At 30.8% G+C, this 20,721-nt stretch carries 21 protein-coding genes; all 21 read right to left on the bottom strand.

Going from position 1 to position 20,721, the window contains the following annotated elements; all coding sequences use genetic code 11:
• Nucleotides 1–4: 4 nt before the first annotated feature.
• The 21 genes from ACJJVT_RS08135 to ACJJVT_RS08035 all read right to left on the bottom strand — a co-directional run bounded on the left by ACJJVT_RS08135 (nt 5) and on the right by ACJJVT_RS08035 (nt 20,482).
• A complete protein-coding gene (locus ACJJVT_RS08135; protein WP_405397827.1) occupies nt 5–2,323 on the bottom strand; it encodes an aminotransferase class III-fold pyridoxal phosphate-dependent enzyme in 2,319 nt (772 codons plus the stop codon).
• 258 nt (nt 2,324–2,581) lie between these two features.
• The gene (locus ACJJVT_RS08130; RefSeq protein ID WP_405397826.1) at nt 2,582–3,928 is read right to left on the bottom strand and encodes an OsmC family protein; all 1,347 of its coding nucleotides are present in this window, start codon (nt 3,926–3,928) and stop codon (nt 2,582–2,584) included.
• 198 nt (nt 3,929–4,126) lie between these two features.
• Complete coding sequence (locus ACJJVT_RS08125; protein ID WP_405397825.1) at nt 4,127–4,555, bottom strand: hypothetical protein; 429 nt, start codon at nt 4,553–4,555, stop codon at nt 4,127–4,129.
• Nucleotides 4,556–4,581: 26 nt separating this feature from the next.
• Nucleotides 4,582–5,847: a hypothetical protein gene (locus ACJJVT_RS08120; RefSeq protein ID WP_405397823.1), complete on the bottom strand. Its 1,266-nt coding sequence runs from the start codon at nt 5,845–5,847 to the stop codon at nt 4,582–4,584.
• A gap of 83 nt (nt 5,848–5,930) precedes the next feature.
• On the bottom strand, nt 5,931–6,677 hold the full coding sequence (locus ACJJVT_RS08115) for a DUF6882 domain-containing protein (RefSeq protein WP_405397822.1): 747 nt from the start codon (nt 6,675–6,677) through the stop codon (nt 5,931–5,933).
• Between the two features lie 160 nt (nt 6,678–6,837).
• Nucleotides 6,838–7,296, bottom strand: a complete 459-nt coding sequence (locus ACJJVT_RS08110) for a hypothetical protein (RefSeq protein ID WP_405397820.1) — start codon at nt 7,294–7,296, stop codon at nt 6,838–6,840.
• Between the two features lie 16 nt (nt 7,297–7,312).
• Nucleotides 7,313–8,113 (bottom strand): SGNH/GDSL hydrolase family protein, encoded by an 801-nt coding sequence (locus ACJJVT_RS08105; protein WP_405397818.1) that lies wholly within the window; start codon nt 8,111–8,113, stop codon nt 7,313–7,315.
• A 119-nt stretch (nt 8,114–8,232) separates the two neighbouring features.
• On the bottom strand, nt 8,233–8,943 hold the full coding sequence (locus tag ACJJVT_RS08100) for a HEAT repeat domain-containing protein (RefSeq protein ID WP_405397816.1): 711 nt from the start codon (nt 8,941–8,943) through the stop codon (nt 8,233–8,235).
• A gap of 59 nt (nt 8,944–9,002) precedes the next feature.
• The gene (locus ACJJVT_RS08095; RefSeq protein WP_405397815.1) at nt 9,003–9,938 is read right to left on the bottom strand and encodes a hypothetical protein; all 936 of its coding nucleotides are present in this window, start codon (nt 9,936–9,938) and stop codon (nt 9,003–9,005) included.
• Between the two features lie 127 nt (nt 9,939–10,065).
• Nucleotides 10,066–10,821 (bottom strand): NADAR family protein, encoded by a 756-nt coding sequence (locus ACJJVT_RS08090; RefSeq protein WP_405397814.1) that lies wholly within the window; start codon nt 10,819–10,821, stop codon nt 10,066–10,068.
• Nucleotides 10,822–11,152: 331 nt separating this feature from the next.
• Nucleotides 11,153–12,400, bottom strand: a complete 1,248-nt coding sequence (locus ACJJVT_RS08085; RefSeq protein ID WP_405397812.1) for a PQQ-binding-like beta-propeller repeat protein — start codon at nt 12,398–12,400, stop codon at nt 11,153–11,155.
• Nucleotides 12,401–12,510: 110 nt separating this feature from the next.
• Nucleotides 12,511–13,200, bottom strand: a complete 690-nt coding sequence (locus ACJJVT_RS08080) for a DKNYY domain-containing protein (protein ID WP_405397810.1) — start codon at nt 13,198–13,200, stop codon at nt 12,511–12,513.
• 93 nt (nt 13,201–13,293) lie between these two features.
• Complete coding sequence (locus tag ACJJVT_RS08075) at nt 13,294–13,914, bottom strand: hypothetical protein (RefSeq protein WP_405397808.1); 621 nt, start codon at nt 13,912–13,914, stop codon at nt 13,294–13,296.
• 23 nt (nt 13,915–13,937) lie between these two features.
• Nucleotides 13,938–14,354, bottom strand: a complete 417-nt coding sequence (locus ACJJVT_RS08070) for a hypothetical protein (protein ID WP_405397807.1) — start codon at nt 14,352–14,354, stop codon at nt 13,938–13,940.
• A 149-nt stretch (nt 14,355–14,503) separates the two neighbouring features.
• Complete coding sequence (locus ACJJVT_RS08065; protein WP_405397805.1) at nt 14,504–15,244, bottom strand: DUF2185 domain-containing protein; 741 nt, start codon at nt 15,242–15,244, stop codon at nt 14,504–14,506.
• A gap of 12 nt (nt 15,245–15,256) precedes the next feature.
• Complete coding sequence (locus ACJJVT_RS08060) at nt 15,257–15,406, bottom strand: hypothetical protein (RefSeq protein ID WP_405397803.1); 150 nt, start codon at nt 15,404–15,406, stop codon at nt 15,257–15,259.
• Nucleotide 15,407: 1 nt separating this feature from the next.
• Nucleotides 15,408–17,294 carry a hypothetical protein gene (locus ACJJVT_RS08055; protein WP_405397802.1) on the bottom strand — a complete coding sequence of 629 codons (1,887 nt, stop codon included), beginning with the start codon at nt 17,292–17,294 and terminating at the stop codon, nt 15,408–15,410.
• Nucleotides 17,295–17,389: 95 nt separating this feature from the next.
• Nucleotides 17,390–17,995, bottom strand: coding sequence for a tetratricopeptide repeat protein (locus tag ACJJVT_RS08050; RefSeq protein WP_405397800.1), 606 nt, complete (start codon nt 17,993–17,995; stop codon nt 17,390–17,392).
• Nucleotides 17,996–18,218: 223 nt separating this feature from the next.
• The gene (locus tag ACJJVT_RS08045; RefSeq protein WP_405397799.1) at nt 18,219–18,881 is read right to left on the bottom strand and encodes a hypothetical protein; all 663 of its coding nucleotides are present in this window, start codon (nt 18,879–18,881) and stop codon (nt 18,219–18,221) included.
• 60 nt (nt 18,882–18,941) lie between these two features.
• A complete protein-coding gene (locus ACJJVT_RS08040; RefSeq protein ID WP_405397796.1) occupies nt 18,942–19,628 on the bottom strand; it encodes a hypothetical protein in 687 nt (228 codons plus the stop codon).
• A gap of 128 nt (nt 19,629–19,756) precedes the next feature.
• Nucleotides 19,757–20,482, bottom strand: a complete 726-nt coding sequence (locus ACJJVT_RS08035; RefSeq protein WP_405397794.1) for a hypothetical protein — start codon at nt 20,480–20,482, stop codon at nt 19,757–19,759.
• Nucleotides 20,483–20,721: the final 239 nt, after the last annotated feature.

Below are 20,721 nucleotides of genomic sequence, written 5' to 3'. Positions count from 1 at the left end.
TTATTTAAACATCAAAAATTGCTCCATTATTATAATATTCCTGCAGAATTGCACTGACCGTCGTAACTACTTTTTCTGCATTTTCTTTACTAAAACATAAAGGGGGTTTTGTTTTAATAACATTATCGTAAGAGCCGTCTGTGCTTACTAAAATATGTCTTTTTCTTAGTTCATTTTTTATATGGCTTGCTAATGAAGTATTTGGTGTTTTGGTATTATTTACGACTATATCAAAACCTATAAATAGTCCAGAACCACGCACATCGCCAATGCAACTATATTTTTGCATCAAATCTTTTAAAAGGGACCTATAATAATCGCCGACAACTTTTGCGTTTTCTTGTAGTTTTTCATCTGCTATAACATCTAACACAGCACTTGCAATTGCGCAAGAAACTGGGTTGCCACCAAAAGAGCTGAAAAATTCCACACCTTTTTCAAAAGATGCTGCAATTTCTTGTGTGCAAACCACCGCTCCCATTGGGTGACCATTGGCTATAGGTTTTCCTAAAATTACCATATCAGGTTCGACGCCATGGGCTTCATATCCCCAAAAATGATCTCCTAATCTACCAAAACCTGTTTGGACTTCATCACTTATACAAACTCCGCCCTGCGCTCGAATAGTAGGGTACACCTCTTTTAAATAGCCATCTGCTAGTGGAACTTGACCTGCGCATCCTAAAATTGGTTCACTTATAAAAGCAGATATAGCTTGTTTACTTTGTGCTATCTGAGCAACTGCTTCTTTACCATATGGCGTACCTGCATTTGTAATATCAACGGTGTATTTACCTCGGTACGTATCTGGTAGCGTCGCTTTGATTATATTGTTTTTTTGACCTTCCCCTTTAGGGTTATTAAACTTGTAATCACTAATATCTATGGCTATTTGGGTGTTGCCGTGATAGCCAGATTCCATAACCATCATGGTATTACTTTTGGTATGATTATTTGCCATGCGTACCGCTAAATCACTCGCTGCGCTACCTGAATTCACAAAAAAGACTTTATTCAGATTGGGTGGAAAATGTTTTAATAATTTCTCTGCATAATCTGCTAACTCATCATAAATATAACGTGTATTGGTATTTAGTTTCGCCATTTGCCGTTGCGCTGCTTCCACGACTTTTGGGTGGGAATGACCAACATGCGGAATGTTATTATAGGCGTCTAAAAACGTATTTCCCTCCGCATCATACATATATTGAAATGCTGACCTTACCATATAAATGGGGTCTTTGTAGCTAGTAGATAAAATAGGACTAATGTGTTCGTACCTTCTATTTAGAAGACTCGAAATTGAAGCAGGCTTCTCAATAGAAAGATTAGCTGCTTTTCTAAATTCATTTTCAGCATGTATAGGGTTAATTGTCAACCAACGGTGTAGCATTTTCCAAGCAGATTGCTCACTTACCGATGCGTAGCTGTTAGCTGGATTCACCTTTTTTGCATGTGCAGAGTTACAAACACTGGTGCATAACCTGGCTGCTATTAGGTAATATAAAATACTTATTTCTTTAGCTTCTAACGGCAGCTTTTCATGGTAAGATTTTAGTAATACAACAGCCCACTCTAACGGATTTTCTTTATCGTAGCACGTGTAGGTGATGGCAATAGCTAGTTCATTAATAAGAAAAGAATGCGCTAGATCCCCGAAATCTATAATACCGGAAACTTTGTTCTGTTGTACCAGAACATTCCATTCGTTGGCATCATTATGTATGATCTGCTTTCTTAATTCAGGAAATAGTGGTCTTACATTTTCTTCAAATTGATTAAAAAAGTAGCGGACAATATTTCTATCTGTGGCATCAGTTATATCATCTATATACTTTCTGTTTAAATCAAAATACTGAAGATCCCATTCCCATTGTCTGCTCTGTATCGTGTAATTTTTAAACCCTTTTAGTTTCAGGTCTAATTCCGCTAGAAATGCACCTAGAGATTCAATTAATGGAATTGTGTGTGAGACATCACCTAAAAAATCACCTTCTAGAAATGAAAGCATTCGACATATAGAAGGTTTCTCGGTTATGGAAAAAGTACCTAGATAAGAACCATCTTTAAATGGAATGGGTTTTGGAACTTTATTTTTAAAATCACTTTGTAGAAATAACAGGGTATCATTCTCTGCTTTAACCATATCAAATACTACTTCTGAGTATTGATAGGTTTTATAAATATAACAGGAATCTGATGTGGTAATGAGGTAATTCCAATTATCGTACCCATCGAGTTGTTTACAATCAATAACTTGAAGTCCGAATTCCTTTTCTAAAAAACTATTCACATTAGACATATTATCAACATATATTCTCATTGAACCTCCATCTAGGATCTAACTACCTCATAAATATACAACCCCTAAGGTTATCATTGAAGTGGAAATGTTTAATTTGATTTTATGAATTAATCTGATTTTATAATAGACTACTATTATAAAAGTATACTGTATAATACAGGCTAGGGGTAGTCTATGATGCGGAATTTAAAATAAAAAAAAGCAGCAAGAGCATAAAGCTCTTGCTGCGCGGGATAACAGTTTGATAAATCAAACTGTTTCCTAAACTGATCAGATCTAGTGAATAGGTTGCCCGTTCAAATAGAAGTGAGTGTTCATTTCAGTGGCACTTTTTAACCCTTCGCCTGTAAAACATAATGCTAAAGATTTCTTATAAAAATACTCTAATCTTTCTTGCGTTTCATTTGATTCAACTAAAATGTATGAATGAACTGTACTAATGTGATCAACCATTTGAGTAGAATCTATAGCTTCTTGTTTAAAATCAATCTGGTCTTCAACTCGGTAATCGGTATATTGTAAATTCATCATAGCACTCGTTAATGTCGTCTGTGAAGTTAAACAAAGCGCAGTACCTAAAGTGAAATATTCAAGCGAGGTAGGTGCTAAAGGCTTATCATTTTTGTCGCTAAATTCATCTGCATATATTTCCCATGTTTCTTCAGAAGGTGTTGAAATAGTGATTTTAGTTAGATAAGGTCTTTCACTATTATTTGCTGATTCAGAAATAGCGAATATTTCAAATTCCAAATTATCCATAGTACTTAGCATTTCAAAAACTCCTTCGTTTTTAGGTACTTCTAACTCTAAAAATTCTGGTAACCTAGGGCTGTTGGTAACAGAGGTCAATAAGAAATCTGAATCATAAGATATTTCTGAACCAGATGTGCCTGGTGTGGCCTTATAAGTGTCAAAGTTATCTCCATTAATAACTAAATGTGGTTCTATAACCGTTTCATTTTTTAAGGCATTTCCTGCTGTCCATGCTTGGAGGGCAAGGTTTATTACACCTTGAACTTTATCTTGAGATACATCGCTATCAATAATAATATTGGTAGTAGTTACATCTAAAAATCCTGCTCCATTACTTGATGACATTTTGTTCCAACGGAATTTATTTAATACTTCTACTTTTATGTTTTTTAATGCTACATCTTTCTCTTTTGCCGCTTTCAGCAGTTGTGTATGTAAATTTGAAGCGATACCTGCAGTGTAATAACTAAGTGGTGATGGACCGAACGGATAAGTTCCTTCTTCTGCACCTTCATCGGCAAGTACCTGCCACCCTGTGTAATCATCTATACCTAAAGTTTGAACCATACCTTTTTTAAGCATGCTTGACTTTTCATTTTTCACCATTTCTGTGATTGCGACTGTATAGCTATTTTTAGAAATAGTATCGACCACACTAGGTTCAAAAGATGCCGGAGCTAAGGCTTTATCATTGCGTTCAATAACTTGATATTCTTGATAATTGTCATAGCTTTCTCCTTTAGACATCATGAACGAAATCATGTTACGCTGCTCTTTAGGCATAGAAAACCAAATTACTACAGCTACAACACCTATAATAGACAAAATGGCTACTAAAACTTTGAGGATAGAATTCTTCTTCTTTTTCATAATTGTAGTTTAATTGTTTGAAAAACAAATAAATAGTATCGCAAGTTACTTTGTAGTCTATTGAAAAAATATGATTTGAATCAGTACTTAACCTTAATAGATTTTTTTCGAAATTGATAATTTAAAAGAATAGATTGTCGGGATTTTTGTTAGACAGAAATCAGTTTGTTAAGATATTTGGTATTTGTTGAAATGGGCTTATTCTAAAAAGTTTTGTGCAACACTACGAATGTCTGTAACTACTTGCTCATTCTCATAAACAGATTTCATAACCTGGGTTAATTGCAAAGCTCTTGCTTCTTCACTACCATTTATTACTCTATTTAATAACCATAAAGTATGTACAGACGTTTTTTTATTTATGGATGTTTCTAGTAATTTTTCGTATTCTTTTTGATTATGGTTATAAAAACTTTCGATAAAATGGGTGAGTGGTCCAGGTGAGCCGAATTCTACTAATGGGTTTGTTTCCATTAATTCAAGAACATCTGTAATAATTTCAAAACCAATATTGTGCTCTTCCAATTGATCAACAACATCATACTGCAATCCAACAAAATCATCTTCATCAAAATCTAGATTTTCATTTTCGAGAAAATGCGCTATAGGTTTTAGGTATTCATTCATGTTGGTGGTTATTTTTTTGAAATGGGTTATTTTTCTAATACTGCAATTTCTTCTTTTAATACGTATTTGGAAGATATGGACTTGTAGAAGGCTATTTTTCTTTCGTTAGACCAATTGGTGTAGTAATTAATGATAGGTTTCAATGAATATTTACTGACAGCATTATCGCGACAATTAATGTGTTTTTTAATTACTTCTTCACTAACATCTTGTTTTAAAGTATGTAAAGCATCTATGTACAAAGTACTTGCACCATTATGTTCTTTTTCTTTTTCAACAAAATACTCTCCTAATGCTTGTGCTATATTTTTGTTTTCTATTTTTTGCGGTAATATTTCTAGCAGCATTTCGTCATAAGAATCATAAAGAACCCCATTACGATTATAAACTTGTAAAGTAACTTCACTAGCAGGTTCGTTTGTTAATTGCAAAAACCATCTTTCGTCTAAATTTTCGAATAACGGTCTGCTAAAGGTAAAACGCGTATCAATTTCGCCATATATCAATTGCCCCCAAAATAGTAATCCTACATGTTTTTGAATTTTTTTATCAAAGAATAAAGCGCCTAACGTATCATTCAAATAGGTTGCATTTGTACCGTTAAGTTGATTAGAGAATTTCTCAAATACACTATTAGATGATTCTGTTAATAGGGCAGACATAAACACAGGGGATAACCAATTTTCGGCATATTCAGTCTGTAAGTCATTTGCCAATTTAATCAGCCTAGAGTCTTTGCTTTTTAAAATGGACATGGATAAAATAGCTGGAAATATTTTTTTAATGTCTTCTGCCGTAGGTGCAAAGAACCTAATATAATCATTGATGAATAAATTACTTTCTCTAGCCTCAATAGTATATGTAGCTAGTTTGTTATTGTTTTTTGCTGCTAGTCTATATATTTCATGCATTTTCGGACTTCCCTTGCCAAGAGATAATGATATAAATGTTTTAAAATCAGCTGTTTCTTTAGCTGTTAATGAATACCCCTCGGGTTGATTAAATAGATCAGATAAGAAATCAAAAAACTCGTTGGCTATAATCTCTGAAATTGAGTCGGCTGTAGATTCTATAAATATTTTCTCTCCTTTTGTTTTGGTCTTTATGGCTTTTTGCCATAGGGTAGTGGCTGGTTCATAATCGAAGTTAGCAAGAGCTTTCATAGCTGCTTGTTTTAGTTTCCCTTTTTCGGAACTTACCAATGTTAAAAGTAGTTCGGCATTTTTAGAGTCTGTACCAAGAGAAAGTATAGGGCTGACTTTTTTTTCTCCTTTAAGTTTATTTAAATCCATCTTGTATTTAAAAAATTATGATTCACATTAGTTTATAGAAGAGGCTTTTTAGGCTTGTTTTAATTCACAAATTGTTAAACGTATTATAGTTTCCCGTTTAGTGATTTCAACCTATTAAGTTCATCAAATTCAGCAGTAAGCACCTTACCGTTTTTCATGCCTTCAGTTTTATGAGCTGAGATGTTCAGTTCAAAATCTCTGTCAATCAAATAATTTTTAAAGGTATTTTGGTGGTTTAAATCTACTGCACTTATTAATTGAGGAAAATTGGTCAGAACCTTTTCTATTCTACTTTTGTCTATTTCAGGTATTTTGTCATCGTTTATGGTAACTACAAGAGTACCTTGTCCGTAATTGGCGCAGTAATAACTTTTGCATTTAAAAAGTCCACAGGCCATCATTCCTATTTTATGTTCAAAGCCTTCTTCAACATTAAAATGACCATCAGTTAACTCTTTAATATCTTTCTCTTGCCCGATTTCTTTAAGTTGGTTAGATTGAACTAATAGGTTTTCTGGCATACCGCTTTTTGCGTTTGCCCATCCCCACATCCAAGAACTATCACTAAAAGAAAGAGAACCTATTATTTGAATAGGAAAGTCTAAATCGCCAAAAATGATATTTCCTTTTCCCATATCAAGCTCCCATGCGTTTGAACCGATTACATCTCCAAAAACGAGTTGTTTTTCAAAAGAAAGTCCCGCATGTTGTTCAATTAATTCTTCAAGACTGGTATAGTCTGTTTTATCAATTGCTTTAAATTTAGAGGAATCGATTTCAGATTTTTCTTTTGGTTTATCTCCTCCAAAGAGATTTTTAAATATGCCCATATTTTGTAGAATATTGTTTTAGTTGAAATTTTGTGTTAGAATAAATTCAAATTAGTATCTATGAATTCTCTTCAGGAAAATTAAATATTACTCATTTAGTATCCTATTAAGAATAGTGCAAAAGCATTATTTAGTTAATTATTAATGTGGTTATATGTAATTAATAAATTTCAACTTTTGTAATTATCCCATTTTTGACATCGATGCCTATGGAATCTAAGTTTTCGCTATCTACTGGTTCTAATGTTAATTCAAAATCAGTATTTTTTTTGTTCGTTGCATAGATGGCAGCTAGGTAAAGATCATTTTTCCAATTAGAGAATGGTTCAACTTTATCAATTCCTTTTTTATTGATTTTTTCTTCAATATTAGATAGATGTTCACTGTCCCAATTCTCTGCCAGTTGACACACAAAATCTATGTGATTGCTGAAAGGGGCAGCGTTGTTACCTTCTAAGTAAAAAAGAGTTTCTATGGTATTGTTGCCAATTAAAATACTGCCTCGCCAAGTATAGGTTTTAGTTTGGTTGTTGCCTTTAATCCTATCACTTTTTAAAGTACCTAATATAGGGTGATTAAAAGTTTTCTTTTTTCCAAAAAGTAAGTCAGATATACTCATTATGAAATGTTTTAATCTAAATTGTTGATGGGTTATAGTCTAAGTTATTTTTAATTTCTTCTGTTTGGGTTATAAAGTTTGAAATATCTTTCGCCCAAATATGATACGTTCGTTTTGAAGGATGAACTCCGTCAACGAAAAATTCAGAAGGTTCTATTTCTAAATTGAATCTGTCAATATAATCTTTGCTAGAAGGCTTTAATGCGTAGTAATACACCTTGTCAAAATCTTTTACAATACTAATTAATTCTTCTCCTAGTATGTTAACCAAATTGCCAATGGTAAATTTTATGATGGGCGTAAAAGCTGGGAATTCTTTGATGGGCGGCATATTGGTAAATACGATTGGTACATCGTTAAATTTACTTTTTATGCTTTTGATAAGTTCTCGAATGTCTCTGTTCCATTTTTTAGGAGAGTTTAGTTCAAAAGCATCATTACCACCAAGACCAATTACAATAAGGTCGACAGCTTCTTCTGTGATGATATCAATAATATTTTCGTTTACTTTTTTTGCGGTGTAGCCGCTTTTAGCATAAACTTTCCAATTTACAGTAGTATGTAGTTGCGTAGCCAATTCGTCTGCCAACGAGCCAGTAAAGCCTTCTTGGTGTGTTTTAACACCAACACCGGCAATAGTGCTTTCGCCGATAGTTAGCATACGTAGTACCTTTTTAGAAGAGAATTTAGATGAGCCTTTGGTACCCTCTGCTTCTGGTAATCTTGGAATAGTTTTTTTGATCTTTTTACCTTGAAAATACATTATAGGTAATAGCGGGATAGTAATGATTGATCCTAAAATATATTTTATATTCATGTTTCTATTTTGCTGTCATTTGTACTATTTGCGTTTATATTCTCTTATCTAAATATAGTAAGCGATGGCTTGATTAGAATATGTTTTTCATTCAAATAAATTACAATTATAATGTAGTTTTATTTCAATTGCTTTTCTAGATAGTTCATGGCTTTAATCTTTGAGATTTCAATTTTCTCAACATCTAAATCATCTAATGCTGTTTGAGAAATACCTAGTTTAGTTTTTCCAATTTCCCTTATAGAATCTAAAATAACTGATAGTACAAAATAATCTTTCTCTAGAGGCAAGGCTTTATAATACCCTTCAAAAGCTTTCTTTTTTAGGGTTTCGTTTTTTCTTTTAAACCATAATTGCATATAAGCAGAAGCACTCCAAGCACGACATTCAGTGTCAGAATCTTCTAGCATATGTTTTTCAAGAATTTTTGTGTCCGCAATTTTTCCTAACCATCCTAAAACTATTAATGCTTTGTTTCTTGTATAAGCCAATTCAGATTCGGTAAACTCACGCGTATAGTTTAAAATTTTTGCTTTATGTTTCTTATTAAGTTTCCCTAATTGAAATATAATATCTCCTTGAAATTCGTAATCTTGGTTCTGGTCTAACTTATTAATTAAAAAGTCTTCTGCTTTATCTTGGTGTTCTTTAAACCTTGAAGATAAATCTCTTCTAAACTCATTGTTAAGCGTTTTGTCTGTTATTAAATTATAGTGATATTCAACATATGGACTTTTCATGATTGACCACACAAAGTCATTCATTTCGTCGCTGTCATTGCTTTTTATGATTTTATTTTTCCAGTCTATAAATTCTTGTAATTCTTTCATTTAATTGATGGTAATGTTTTGGCAATGCTTAGCTAATAAATTATTTAGTGAGTCTAATATCAAATGTCTGCCTTAGGTTGTTTATTCAATATTTCATTTAGTTTTTCAATACGCTCATTAGAATAAGATTCTATATTTTCGTCATCTATATTTTTTAAATATAATAGTTCTTCGGTTAATGATTTTTTAAAATCAATATATTCTTTCTTGTATTCAACCTTGATACCAGAAGTGCCTAGTAAACATTGTGTAAAAGTTGAAAGTTGACCGCAATTATTAAAAAAGGTATTGTTGAATGAGAAGTATTGTTCTCTTTCTTTTGATTTTGAATAAGATAATGGGTACGTCCAAATTCTAGCAGTTTTGTCATCGAATACAACTTTTCGGTAGGCTTGCCCATATACAATCTCCCAACTAAAACTTTTAAGTTTAGCTTTTAAAAATGTATTAAAATCAGGTTTTTCTTTTTGCTCAATGTTTGTTACTGCAAACCTTAATTGACCTCTGTTATTATAATATTCGCTATCTATAACTATAATGCCACCATATAAACCTTTAGAATATTCAAAGCTTAAACAGCTCCCTGTTTTTATATTTGTTTTAATTTCTATAGGTGGTTTCTTTCGTTTTTTTGCGTTGGATTTTTCAACACTTATTTTATTATAGAATTTGGTTAGATACTTCTGTCTGTCTATTAAAAATTGCTCAGTAGCACCTAAATTTTTTAAAATTTTTAAATCTTCTCCCTCTTCAATAATTGATGCTATTTCTTTAAGTTTTAATTTTTGTAAACCACTAGTTTCCCATAAGCAAAACCCCAATGCAAAAAGAACATTGTTTTTATCTTCAAAGTCCTGTAAACTACTTTTGAACTTATTCTCGATCAACTTTAAAATATTATCAGGCTCAAGACCTGAGTTATATTTTTCATAGAAATATTCTTGTACTTCACATGAAGTATCATTTCCAAAAATTTCTGAACTCCAAGTTCCCATTTTATATATTTTAAATGTTTACAAACAAAGACGATAGGGTGATGGTTTCTAGAACTATTTATTAGCTTATAAAGTAGTTTTTGTTTAATTAGAATGCATCGAATTTATTGGTTGCTTTTATTGGTTTTTAGGTGTTATACCAATCTTTCCATTCACCTCTTGCCGGATATGTAAGTTGGTAAATTCTCTTATCAGTGTCATTTAGATTTTTCCAATATTTGTTTAAGTCCATCATATGGGTTTCTCCATATCCCATGCGCCAACCAATGCTATATTTATCTATTTCTGGATATGCTAACCAAGGTGGTAAAGTCGGGTTCTCAAGGGGTTTAAATTCACCAATTTCATTAAGTATATCTCTGGTTTCCATTAATGCGTAGCCAAGTAGATTCAGACCTTTCCATAAATATGGTTTTTCAGCATCTTCATTGTCTTGCGCAAGACCAATTCCCCAAATATTGTCAACAGGGCTTGCCTCAACTAGTACTCTGTCATTTGTGTTTTTTAAAAATTCTGATAATTCAAGGTGCTGACTAAACTTATGAAAGTTACCTCTAGCGACTATTTCAAATCTATTTTCTTCCCAAATTTGTTGATTAAAGTGCTGCACTTGTCTGCCAAGTTCTTTAACCTTTCCTGCTTTTGAGCTCTTGATAATTTGCTCGTAAATTTCCTTGTCATTAAATAGCAAAGCCTTTTCTGCCATCATAAAATGTTCAGCAGTAAGAAATTCAATACCATTAACCTCAAATTTAGATTCGTACCATTGACTGAAACATGATTTTGTTAAACTGTCATATTTCGAGTGCCCCCAAAACAATAAGAATTTTAGTTTTTCACCAGATTCAAATCGCTCAATTATTTTTTCGTTGGTATAGTTCATTTAAATCAGTATCGAATATTCAGCTATAATGGTTTATGCCTACAATGTTATTGATTATAAATATAGTAGATTATTGAAGATTAGTGATAGCTAAAATAGGAGAGGTGAATAGTAACTATAATCGTGTGCCATTTTTATTTAACATCGAACGAGCCAAGTTTTGGCATTGGTGTATGTTTTAGGTGTGTAGTACGTGAAATAAGCCCATCTTAGTGAGTAATCATGCTATTCTGTGCAGTTTAAAGATATCTTCTATAGCTATCAACACAGCGTATGTATTTAAAGGCTATTATACTATTTATCTAGGGTAATACTAAATTAGTAAGTTGATTTACTCCACAGCAAAAATCACATATTTTTCATTTTTTTCATAAGCTCCATAGAGCTTGCCATTAGCGTAGGATAATGGGGTATCTATTGAACCACCAATATAGCCGCTAAATAGTTTTTGGCCGGTAATTTTATGTACTCCTCTAATTCTACCTGACGAGTCACCAAAATAAATATAATCACCTACCATAATTAATTCGGTTATATATTTTCCTTCTATATTAAAGTCCCACTTTTCTTCACCGGTACTTAAATCAAAGGCTGTTAGGTAAGAACCATAGTTAACACCCATATGGGTGTGATACCCATTTTCTGAGGTGTAATATGTTTCGTTATCGATAATGTCATATTCTTTTCGTGATTTTATAGAATGAAAAGCACCCAAATTTTCTCCTGAATTTTTGTCTATTTTATTTAAATAATAATAGGAAGAAGTGTAGATCGTGTCTTTATATAAAATGGGTTTTGTTTCTAATTCTGATAATTTCGTTTCCCATTTTAGTTTACCAGTGCCTTTATTGTAAGCAAATAATTTATTATAACGGTTTGTAGTGTATATGGCATCGTCTGTGATCAAAGGAATACTTATTTTTCCTTGATTTTTTTGGAAAGAAGATTGTGTTTTTCCTGTTTTGATATCTAAAATAACAAAGTGATAATATGCTGTAATTAATACTTGTGCTTTATCTATAAATGGTGGAGCTTCGTTTTGACCCATTTTCTTAATAGTAAACTTATCTGGATCTGTTACGATTGTTCGACCGAACATGTCTTTTTTGTCAGATATATAGCTTTTATATTCATATGAGAATTCTCTTTTCCATATAATGTTTCCATTTAAAGCATTTATTCCATAGATCAAGGTAGAATCTGGGGCTACCACTAAAATATCCTCATAAATAACTGGGCTATGTTTAATTCTACTATCAAGTTCAACTTTCCATTTTAAATTACCAATACTGTCAATGGCATATACATTTTTAGACTCAGTGCCAAAAAAGGTAGTTCCTTTATCTACGACAAGTGGCGTTGGGGTGCCGCCATCATATTTGAACTCCCAACTAATTTCTGGATGAGCACTTGGTATATATTCACTTTTAACTTTAGCATTCATATTCGGACCCATATATTGAGGCCAATTTTCATCGTTATAAGTGGTTGATTTGTTAATTTGTTGCTCGTTGATTTGAGAGAAGCATTGTGTTATAAAAAATAGAGAAAAACATAATAAGAATAAATTTAACTTCATATTTTAATGTAATTTTTTTGAATGTAATTTAAGAATGCAACTTTTATTAGTTTAATATTTTAAATTAGTAGTCTATAAATAAGGTATTTAGCCTAGTTTATTAGTGTTCCTTAAAGTTTTTTTAATGCTGTAATCGTTTCCATAATTTCAGTATCATTAATTTCTTCTTCATTTAATTTATTGTCCCAAAAATAGTATCCATTTTTATCTTTTGCGTAGCAACCAATTCCCTTTTTGGTTTTAAATGTTTTATAATCTACCGAGTCTAAAATCATTTTTCTTACTCCAAAAATGTGGTTTTTATCTTTCGCATAACAATCTCCGATAATTTTAAATGTACGATGATCAGCATTTTCTACTATTTTAAAGAATCCGCCATCTGCCATTGAATAATGCGTGTATATATTGTTTTTGTCTTTGTAGAAAGAGCTTCCTAAATAATTGAATGTTAGCGTATCAATTACCGAGTTTAGTTTTATGGGGCTATCTGAATTCCAAAGATCTGTTATATATTTTGTAATAAAGATTCCTTGTTCGTTTCCTGCTGTAGTTTTGAATCCTAAATCGTTTTTTTTAGATAACCAAAGACCACACTTTAATTCTTTCCATTGTAAGGATTGGTTGATACTATCAATTCTAGTTTTATAACTGCTGATTCTGTTGATTCTGGTATTATTAGTAGAATCACTTTTTGAAATTGTTATGTTCTCAACTTTTGGCTCCGTATTATTTTTAGGTTTTAAATCGCAAGAATATATTGAAAGTACTATTAAAATGTAAAAAAGGATTTTGTTTTTCATTAAGGTCTCTTTTTAGATTTTTGTAGTAATAAGGCGAGAGAACGAAGCTAAAATTCTCATTTGGTATAAATGTGTTTACGTTTGCTAATTGGCTTAATAATCACCTAAAACAAGAATATTCTTCTCCACATCACTATCAACAGGTATTAATACAGCTACATTATACTTATTAGTAACGTATTTTAAGTTGTCTAAATATAAAAAGGGGGCTGTCTTTTTTCGACAATTTTCTTCAGATGCATCGGCACCAAATAATATTCCGAAAAATTGTACTTCGGTTTCGATATCTAAAGGTAAATTATGAGAATAATTTTCGCTTGAATATAGATTGCAAGTAGCCTTAATACGCACAATTATTTTTTCATCAATTTTTTTAAATTCTATATCTGCATTATAGACTTCTTCATGTTCGTATAAATATAGAAGTGCGTGAGGTTCATCTTCATCTTCTGGATAATCACCCCATTGAATTTTTTTTCCAACAATTTCTTGCCAATTATTTATTTCATGAGGTTTGATCTTCAATAATACTTCTGCATTAAATGATACTTCATCTTCAGAATAAAACATATCTTCTTCTTCAATATCTTCTTCTGTGTGTTTATCTGTTCCTGTAGCTTTTATTTGCAACCCAAATATTAGTTCGTTACCACTAATAGAAGCATCTAAATAGGCATGTTTTATATCAAATGATTTGTCTTTAATTTTAAACATTTTAATGTATTGATTTTACTTTGTTATTCGTTAAGCTCTTTTATTTCTTCAACACACCCTTTTATCAAGTCGATTAAAGTATCATATTCATTGTTTTTAGAGTAACTAATATTACTGGCATCTCCCAAACAAAATTTATCATTAGCCCAACGTATGGTATTAAAGTCCAGTTGCCCTAACCATAATTCTTTTTCAGCCCACCATTCATATAAAACAGCATCATTACACGAGTGAAAGCCTAAAATCATTTGCGCCATATAATTATCAGTAACAGTGTATAAATCTACCAACTGCTCAATTACACTTGTAATGACGCCATTAGCTTTAGCTTTTATTTTAAATAATTCGATATTCTCAATCGATGCCGGAATTAAGTCTTCGCTATATTCGTCTTCTATAGATTTTAATAAATCTCTGATTTCATTTTGATTGCTATTCATTAAAAGTGCTATTTCTAATTTTTTGTAACGGTTCGGTTTCTATGTTTAGTAATAGCGCAGGAGGGGAGTTACCTTTAAACTAACGCTGACAAAAAAAGTATTTAATTAGTGATGTTTTTTGGTGTTGTTGTAGCAGTCTATGAAGGTTGTTATTTGTATTCTATCATTTTCCAAGTGTTCAATGCCCAGTCTAAATCTTTGTCATCATTAAAATAAAAGAAAGTGTTCAAAATTTCATTATCTACAACACAGAACCCACAAATTAAATTATAGTCTATATCTTTTTGTTGGTCATATTCCTTAATATGAAAACCAATCTTAATACGATTACCTTGGTTCAGCTCGTACTTCTTTATAATTTCATTACCAGCATTTCGATCGCGTATTTCTACTTTTTTTTCTTCAACGATATCTTCTTTAGTTTTACCATCATAGTTCCAAATATCTAAACGCAAGGTTTTATCATTTGTAGTATACATAATGGTATCTTCTTCTTTACTTCGAATAAATACATTATTAATTGAAAGATTCCAATTATCAGTTAATTGATGCTGAACCATAAAATCATCTTCTAACGGATAGTCTAAAACCTCTTTCCATTCTAAACCAGGTTCTCTTTCCCAGACCGAACCGATGCCTTTATAAAGTAATAAGCTAGATATTGAATTATCTATCGCTAAGATTGTTTTAGGATCATAGATGCCAAAATTTTCTGAATCTTCAGAATACTCATCACTTTCGAATCCTGAAAATAATCGCCATCCGCTGTCATTATCATTTATTGGTTTTTCACGAAATATAAATAACGGTTTATAGTCTTCATCAACTATCATTTTAGAGCACATTACCGCGCCAATATTCGGAAAATTATCTACACTAAATTCTTTCATTTACTTATTTTTTTAATGAGTTTCCTCTAACGAATATCCCATATTTGTACATGCGGTAAATAAATCATGACGAAATTGTTCCACATAAAAATCTTCGAGTTTTTTCTTATTAGTACTTAATGTTTGCCATCGTTCATTTCTAGCCGGTGCTGAATAGCTCAATTTAGGCAGGTTTAGTAGTATTTAATAGTGCATGTTTTTTTATTAATGCGATAGCGAAATACACAAACACAAAACCCAAAACAGGAAGAATTAGATGTATATAACCACCAAGGTTTGTTAAAATATCATTGTAAACATATTTAGGAAAATATTCACTACCCGTTTTTGTTGAAAGCACTTGAAGCGACGAAATACTGTAGAGTATGGTATAGACTAATGGAATAAAACAGAAGAGCCCTAAGTTAAAAACTAAACCAAAAATAAATTTATTTCTCTTATACAGTACATAAGGTAGTATTACAAAACAAAAGTATAAGATGATTAAGCAACTAACTTGAACATCTACTTTTTCGAAATAAATTTTGCTGTGATCTACTAATATAGCGTTGGTAGTCAAAACAATTATTGTAGCTATCAGTGTTGTTATGAATACTTTTATAGACGAAATTCTGAATGTAAATACTATTAAAGACAGAAAAAATGCTAGATAGAAAAACTTATATAAATTAGATAGTATGGTGTTTAACTGATCACCGTTTATAAAATTATTAATAGGGTCGAAGATTTCTGTAAGTGCAAAAACGTCTATGTAAGGATTTTTTCCGTCAGTTTTCTTGGTATATCCTCCCATACCATAAGGCAATAAGGCATCGGGATTCGAGGGGTCTGTACCAAAAACAATATTCTTAACAACAGATTGTTCATTATACACTAAATCAAACCATTCTTTAGCATCTATGTTTCTGTCTATTTCATATTTATCTGTAACTGAAATAAAATCTGCCATGATCTTATTTATTTGTTCTTTCTTATCAGTACTATTTAAAAGGGTGTGTACAAACTTGTTCATGTTAGTACTATTCTTAAGATGAACTTTTTGATAACCTTCTGCTTGTATATCAAATTCATTATTTACAACAGTGGTTTTGGTAGGTATTAAAATACTTGAGTAGTTGTAATAATTTAATTGATATTCATTAGCACTTTCATAATTAGAAAGTAGATATTTCGAAAAATCTTTAATGTTGACTACGGCTTTTTTTATACTGCCATTTTCTTTATAAGTAATTTCTCCTGTTTTAGAGTCCGCTGCAGGTACTGTATCAAGTTTTACATGAGGTAAGCTCTTGAATATTAGAAAGTCACCAGAAATAGTTACAAACGGATTTCGAATAACATTTACAATGGTATCATAAGCAATGACTTTAATTTTGGTACTATCAGAATTTAGTATTTTTCTTACTGTATGATTATCACTTTGGTATTTTTCTTTATCATAGGCTTCTTCTATTTCTTTCACTGACCAAAATCTGTGTTTTCTATTTTCATAATCAAAGAAATAATCTTTGGTAGTATAACTTGGTACTTCCTCAGAGGTTAATTCATTAAAAGGAAAATCGTATGTGCGATTGGTTAATGAGTAGTATGACTTATCAAAATTTAAAAAGACTGCTGCCTTGTTGACTATTTCTACATCTTTGGCGAGTTCTTGATCTGTATAGTTTGATTTTACCCCAGATATAAGACCAAGATTAAATGAATAATAAAATGAAGTTATGAAAAATGATATAAAAAAATAGCATAGAAACTGCAAGAATATTTTCTTAACTGAAAATTGAAACAAAAGTCTAAATGATTTTTGTTTAGTCATTAAGAAAATCCAAATAATAAATAGAACAAGAGATATTATTGCACCTACATAGACTAGATTGCTTTCATAATATTCATGAAAATTATACTCACGAAATATCTTAGGATCATTTATTAATAGAAAACCGTAAATAAAAAATATGACGTGAATAACACCTGCTATGACTATTATTGGTAACAATTTCGTGTTTTTGAAAATGCTGTTCTTTTCTTCTAAATTTTTAAAAAATGTTTTCATTTGTAGTTTTTGAAAAAGAAAATTAGAATAATAAAAATAGTTTATGATTAGAATTAAGTGCCTATAATGTTAGCTATTGCATTTTATAACGCTTTTTAATTGTTTACAGACTCATTCCTATTCTTGTTGATCCACACATTAAAATTGCATTTTACTTTAGACTTTATTTCTTCATAATATTTGTCCCCTTTTCTAATTTGTTTTGAAGTCATTTTTTCAGCCAAATTAGGTGCTAATCGTTTAAACATTAAAACTTTTGACCTTGGCATATACCATTCGTCCCAATCTGTTGGTACATAATCACCAGCTAGTCTATACCAGCCATAAGCTTTAGCTAAGTCAACTTTTCTACCATCGCCATATTGCCACAGTATACCCAAACTTCGCATAGAATTATGAATACCAAGATGAGCAGATTTCTCAAAATATAAATATGCTTTTTCAAAGTCAATAGGTGTAGTGTTATTACCCTGAACATATAATAACCCTAGGTCATGTAAAGAGTATGCATGATTTGCCTCTGCAGCCCTAAGTAGCCAGTCAAGTGTTTTCTCTTTGGTTTCTGACTCTTTATGAAATTCAATTGTTTCATTTGTAAAACAAGTGCTTTGACTGTTTGCTTGTTGAAAACCTAAAAACAAGATTAATAGTTGAAAATATAACCTTCTTTGTTTACATAGTTTTGTGGTAGTATTTTTCATCTGAATGGTGTTGACTAGATTAAGTTGATTTATTAATGAACCTTTATCACTAATTATTAAAAATTTTAATTGAGGTTCTTTTACCTAACGTTTATATTACAATATTGTTATTGTCTTTTTAAGGTAGAGACATCATTTGCTATAAGAACTATTGCATGGTTAGCTGTAGCAATCTCATTGGATGCTTGTAAGACCGTTGGCACAGTTGCTGGTAATTTTGTATTTAATAATTATACATATTTAATTCATCAAAGTCTTTTATATCAGACAGTTTAATTAGATTCTTTAATTCAATAGTACTCCAAGTTTCCTTAAATATCTCATCGCCACCTTCTGCATCTTCATTGGTGTTTTCTTTGAGTAATTGCTTTTTTGTCAAAAAGTTAATACTTCTTTCTTTATTTGTTATTGGTCCGTAATTACTACTTGAATCAAATCCAATTAATTTGAAATTTGAGTTTTGAAACCGGAACGTATATCTCCAATGACCATATCTGCCGTGCGAATATTCCACATACATTTTTTCGTCTTTAATCACAATCCACAAATCTGGCGGATAATACACTCCGCCGTCTTCATTTTCTGACGAAAAGCAATTGTAATTTTTATCGGCAAGTTGATACCCGTTTTCATTTTTAAATAAGACAATAATTCCGCGCCTATTTCTATCAACTTTTTTATCAAATCTATTTATAACGACATTAGCTGTGTCGGTTTGTTTAACCATAAGAACGCAGTCATCTAGTCCGTCTTTATTTAGGTCTCCAAAAAACTTTTCAAATAGGGTATACCCTTGTGGTATAAAATCTGATGTTTCTGTGTACTGTGCGTTACACCCAATACCTGTAAGTAGAAGAAGTAAGTGTGTTTTAAAAATTTTGTTCATTCAATTTTAAATTATGGTGGTTGGTTTCAATGGTCCACATAATCTTTGTACCTGGTGCAATTACTTCATTTTTCTCATCTCTAAAGTCTTCAAATTAATTACTGTAAAGACGAAAAAATAGGGGTCTTTTAAATCGTTATCTGTAATATACAATCCATCAGCAGCATCTTGTATTTTTCCTATTAATAAGTAGTCGTCATCTGTAAGTATTAATTCATCGTCAAAAAGAGTAGATATTCTAAAAGTAACGCCATTACTACTAGCGTAAATGTGGGTAGGATAGCCACAACTATCTTTTTTTATATCAGTTACTTTTATTTTAATAGCTTCAGATATACTATTGAAATGCTTTCTATTATCAGATAAGCTATTCCCAATCAATGGTTTTGTTTTAATTGAATCTATTTCAATCTGAGTTATCTTATTCCTTTCAATTGATTTTTGGAACATTTCTGAAAATATGTCTTTAAACGCGCAGCAATTATTTCTAAGAGCTTTAAATATTTTACTTTCATATTCTTTTGAACCTACATTCTCAATTAATAAAGAATCACTTTTTGATAAGGTATAAGCATCGTCACATTTTTTAAGTTGATTTCCTAAATCATTTGAACTTGCGTATGACTCAATTTTTTCGATACAATTACAAAATTCTGGTGCTACTTTTTCAATTAAACTGTCAATTTCTTGTGCTTTAACAAAGCCAAAAGACATTAAAAATATATAGGTATAAATAAGTTTTTTCATTTTTAAATTATTATGTTAATTTTATACTCTGCTTTAACTATTTTATACAAAGAGCTTTTTAAAAAGGCTTCTGTCTATAACTACTATTTCTAATTAAAGGTTTGCTTAAGTGTTGGTAGTTACCTATTTTATTTTAGAAACAACCAGTTGCCTTCAGAAAACTCACCTTTTAAATCATCTAAATATGTTTTGTTAATAATGAAAAGTCGTATAGAACCTTCCATTTTATTAGGACATATTAATAAGTACACTAATTGATCATTACTATATTCATTATATAAATAATCTATATCAAATAACTCAATGTTTTTAGATATAGGTTTTCCAAATTTTTTATCAAGTGTTGTATTTAAAATTGTAAAATATTCTTTTGTTGGTATATCATTATTAGTCCTAGTGTTTAATGCAACAAAGCCACCATTGGGTTCTTCAAAAAAATTAATGCTCGGAAAAAATATTTCTTTAAAGTTTGCAGTTGAGTCTGCTGTAGAAAAAGACACCATATCATACTCAATAAGCCAGTTTTTAGAGTTTTCATCACTTAATTCTTTATCCTCATCTATAGGAATACTCCAAGTATATGATTCAATACTATTAACTTCATATTTTTTTAAGATTAATCTACTAAGCTCTTTTCTGTTTTCTTTATTTTTCTTTTTATCTTTTTTTTCATTCTCAATTTTACTCGATAAAATATTAATTTCTTCTAAAATTTTATTTCTTTCATCCTCGTATTCTTCAACAACTTTTTTGGCACTAAAATTTGTATTTACGTTTTCAAGATTTATAGTATTTTGAGCATTAGCTAGGTACCCAAAAGTTATTAGTAGTACTGAGATAAATATTTTCTTCATTTTATTTTTTAAATATAATATGTATTAAGCCAATAGTAGCTGAACATATACTTTGGCTAATTTCAATAAATTCTTGGTTGAAATTTAACCTTGCTTAAATCGCTTCTTTTTTTCATAAGAATTGAAAGTACTAATGACAAAAGTTAATATTAGCAACGTAATTATTTACAAGTTTATCATTTGTTTCATAAATACCAACCGTCTCGGTTATGCTTAGTAGGGTAGGTGGTAAGGGTTTC

The sequence above is a fragment of the Maribacter sp. Asnod2-G09 genome, assembly GCF_045063795.1.
Classification (GTDB): Bacteria; Bacteroidota; Bacteroidia; order Flavobacteriales; family Flavobacteriaceae; genus Maribacter.
This window is presented reverse-complemented; position numbering and strand designations above follow the sequence as displayed.

Coding starts and splice junctions, on each gene's coding strand:
- ACJJVT_RS08085 (WP_405397812.1), bottom strand. CDS start 12,400: ATGAAGTTAAATTTATTCTTATTATGTTTTTCTCTATTTTTTATAACA.
- ACJJVT_RS08115 (WP_405397822.1), bottom strand. CDS start 6,677: ATGGGCATATTTAAAAATCTCTTTGGAGGAGATAAACCAAAAGAAAAA.
- ACJJVT_RS08090 (WP_405397814.1), bottom strand. CDS start 10,821: ATGAACTATACCAACGAAAAAATAATTGAGCGATTTGAATCTGGTGAA.
- ACJJVT_RS08050 (WP_405397800.1), bottom strand. CDS start 17,995: ATGAAAAATACTACCACAAAACTATGTAAACAAAGAAGGTTATATTTT.
- ACJJVT_RS08105 (WP_405397818.1), bottom strand. CDS start 8,113: ATGAATATAAAATATATTTTAGGATCAATCATTACTATCCCGCTATTA.
- ACJJVT_RS08125 (WP_405397825.1), bottom strand. CDS start 4,555: ATGAATGAATACCTAAAACCTATAGCGCATTTTCTCGAAAATGAAAAT.
- ACJJVT_RS08055 (WP_405397802.1), bottom strand. CDS start 17,294: ATGAAAACATTTTTTAAAAATTTAGAAGAAAAGAACAGCATTTTCAAA.
- ACJJVT_RS08065 (WP_405397805.1), bottom strand. CDS start 15,244: ATGAAAGAATTTAGTGTAGATAATTTTCCGAATATTGGCGCGGTAATG.
- ACJJVT_RS08110 (WP_405397820.1), bottom strand. CDS start 7,296: ATGAGTATATCTGACTTACTTTTTGGAAAAAAGAAAACTTTTAATCAC.
- ACJJVT_RS08120 (WP_405397823.1), bottom strand. CDS start 5,847: ATGGATTTAAATAAACTTAAAGGAGAAAAAAAAGTCAGCCCTATACTT.
- ACJJVT_RS08100 (WP_405397816.1), bottom strand. CDS start 8,943: ATGAAAGAATTACAAGAATTTATAGACTGGAAAAATAAAATCATAAAA.
- ACJJVT_RS08080 (WP_405397810.1), bottom strand. CDS start 13,200: ATGAAAAACAAAATCCTTTTTTACATTTTAATAGTACTTTCAATATAT.
- ACJJVT_RS08135 (WP_405397827.1), bottom strand. CDS start 2,323: ATGAGAATATATGTTGATAATATGTCTAATGTGAATAGTTTTTTAGAA.
- ACJJVT_RS08040 (WP_405397796.1), bottom strand. CDS start 19,628: ATGAAAAAACTTATTTATACCTATATATTTTTAATGTCTTTTGGCTTT.
- ACJJVT_RS08130 (WP_405397826.1), bottom strand. CDS start 3,928: ATGAAAAAGAAGAAGAATTCTATCCTCAAAGTTTTAGTAGCCATTTTG.
- ACJJVT_RS08035 (WP_405397794.1), bottom strand. CDS start 20,482: ATGAAGAAAATATTTATCTCAGTACTACTAATAACTTTTGGGTACCTA.
- ACJJVT_RS08075 (WP_405397808.1), bottom strand. CDS start 13,914: ATGTTTAAAATTAAAGACAAATCATTTGATATAAAACATGCCTATTTA.
- ACJJVT_RS08070 (WP_405397807.1), bottom strand. CDS start 14,354: ATGAATAGCAATCAAAATGAAATCAGAGATTTATTAAAATCTATAGAA.
- ACJJVT_RS08095 (WP_405397815.1), bottom strand. CDS start 9,938: ATGGGAACTTGGAGTTCAGAAATTTTTGGAAATGATACTTCATGTGAA.
- ACJJVT_RS08045 (WP_405397799.1), bottom strand. CDS start 18,881: ATGAACAAAATTTTTAAAACACACTTACTTCTTCTACTTACAGGTATT.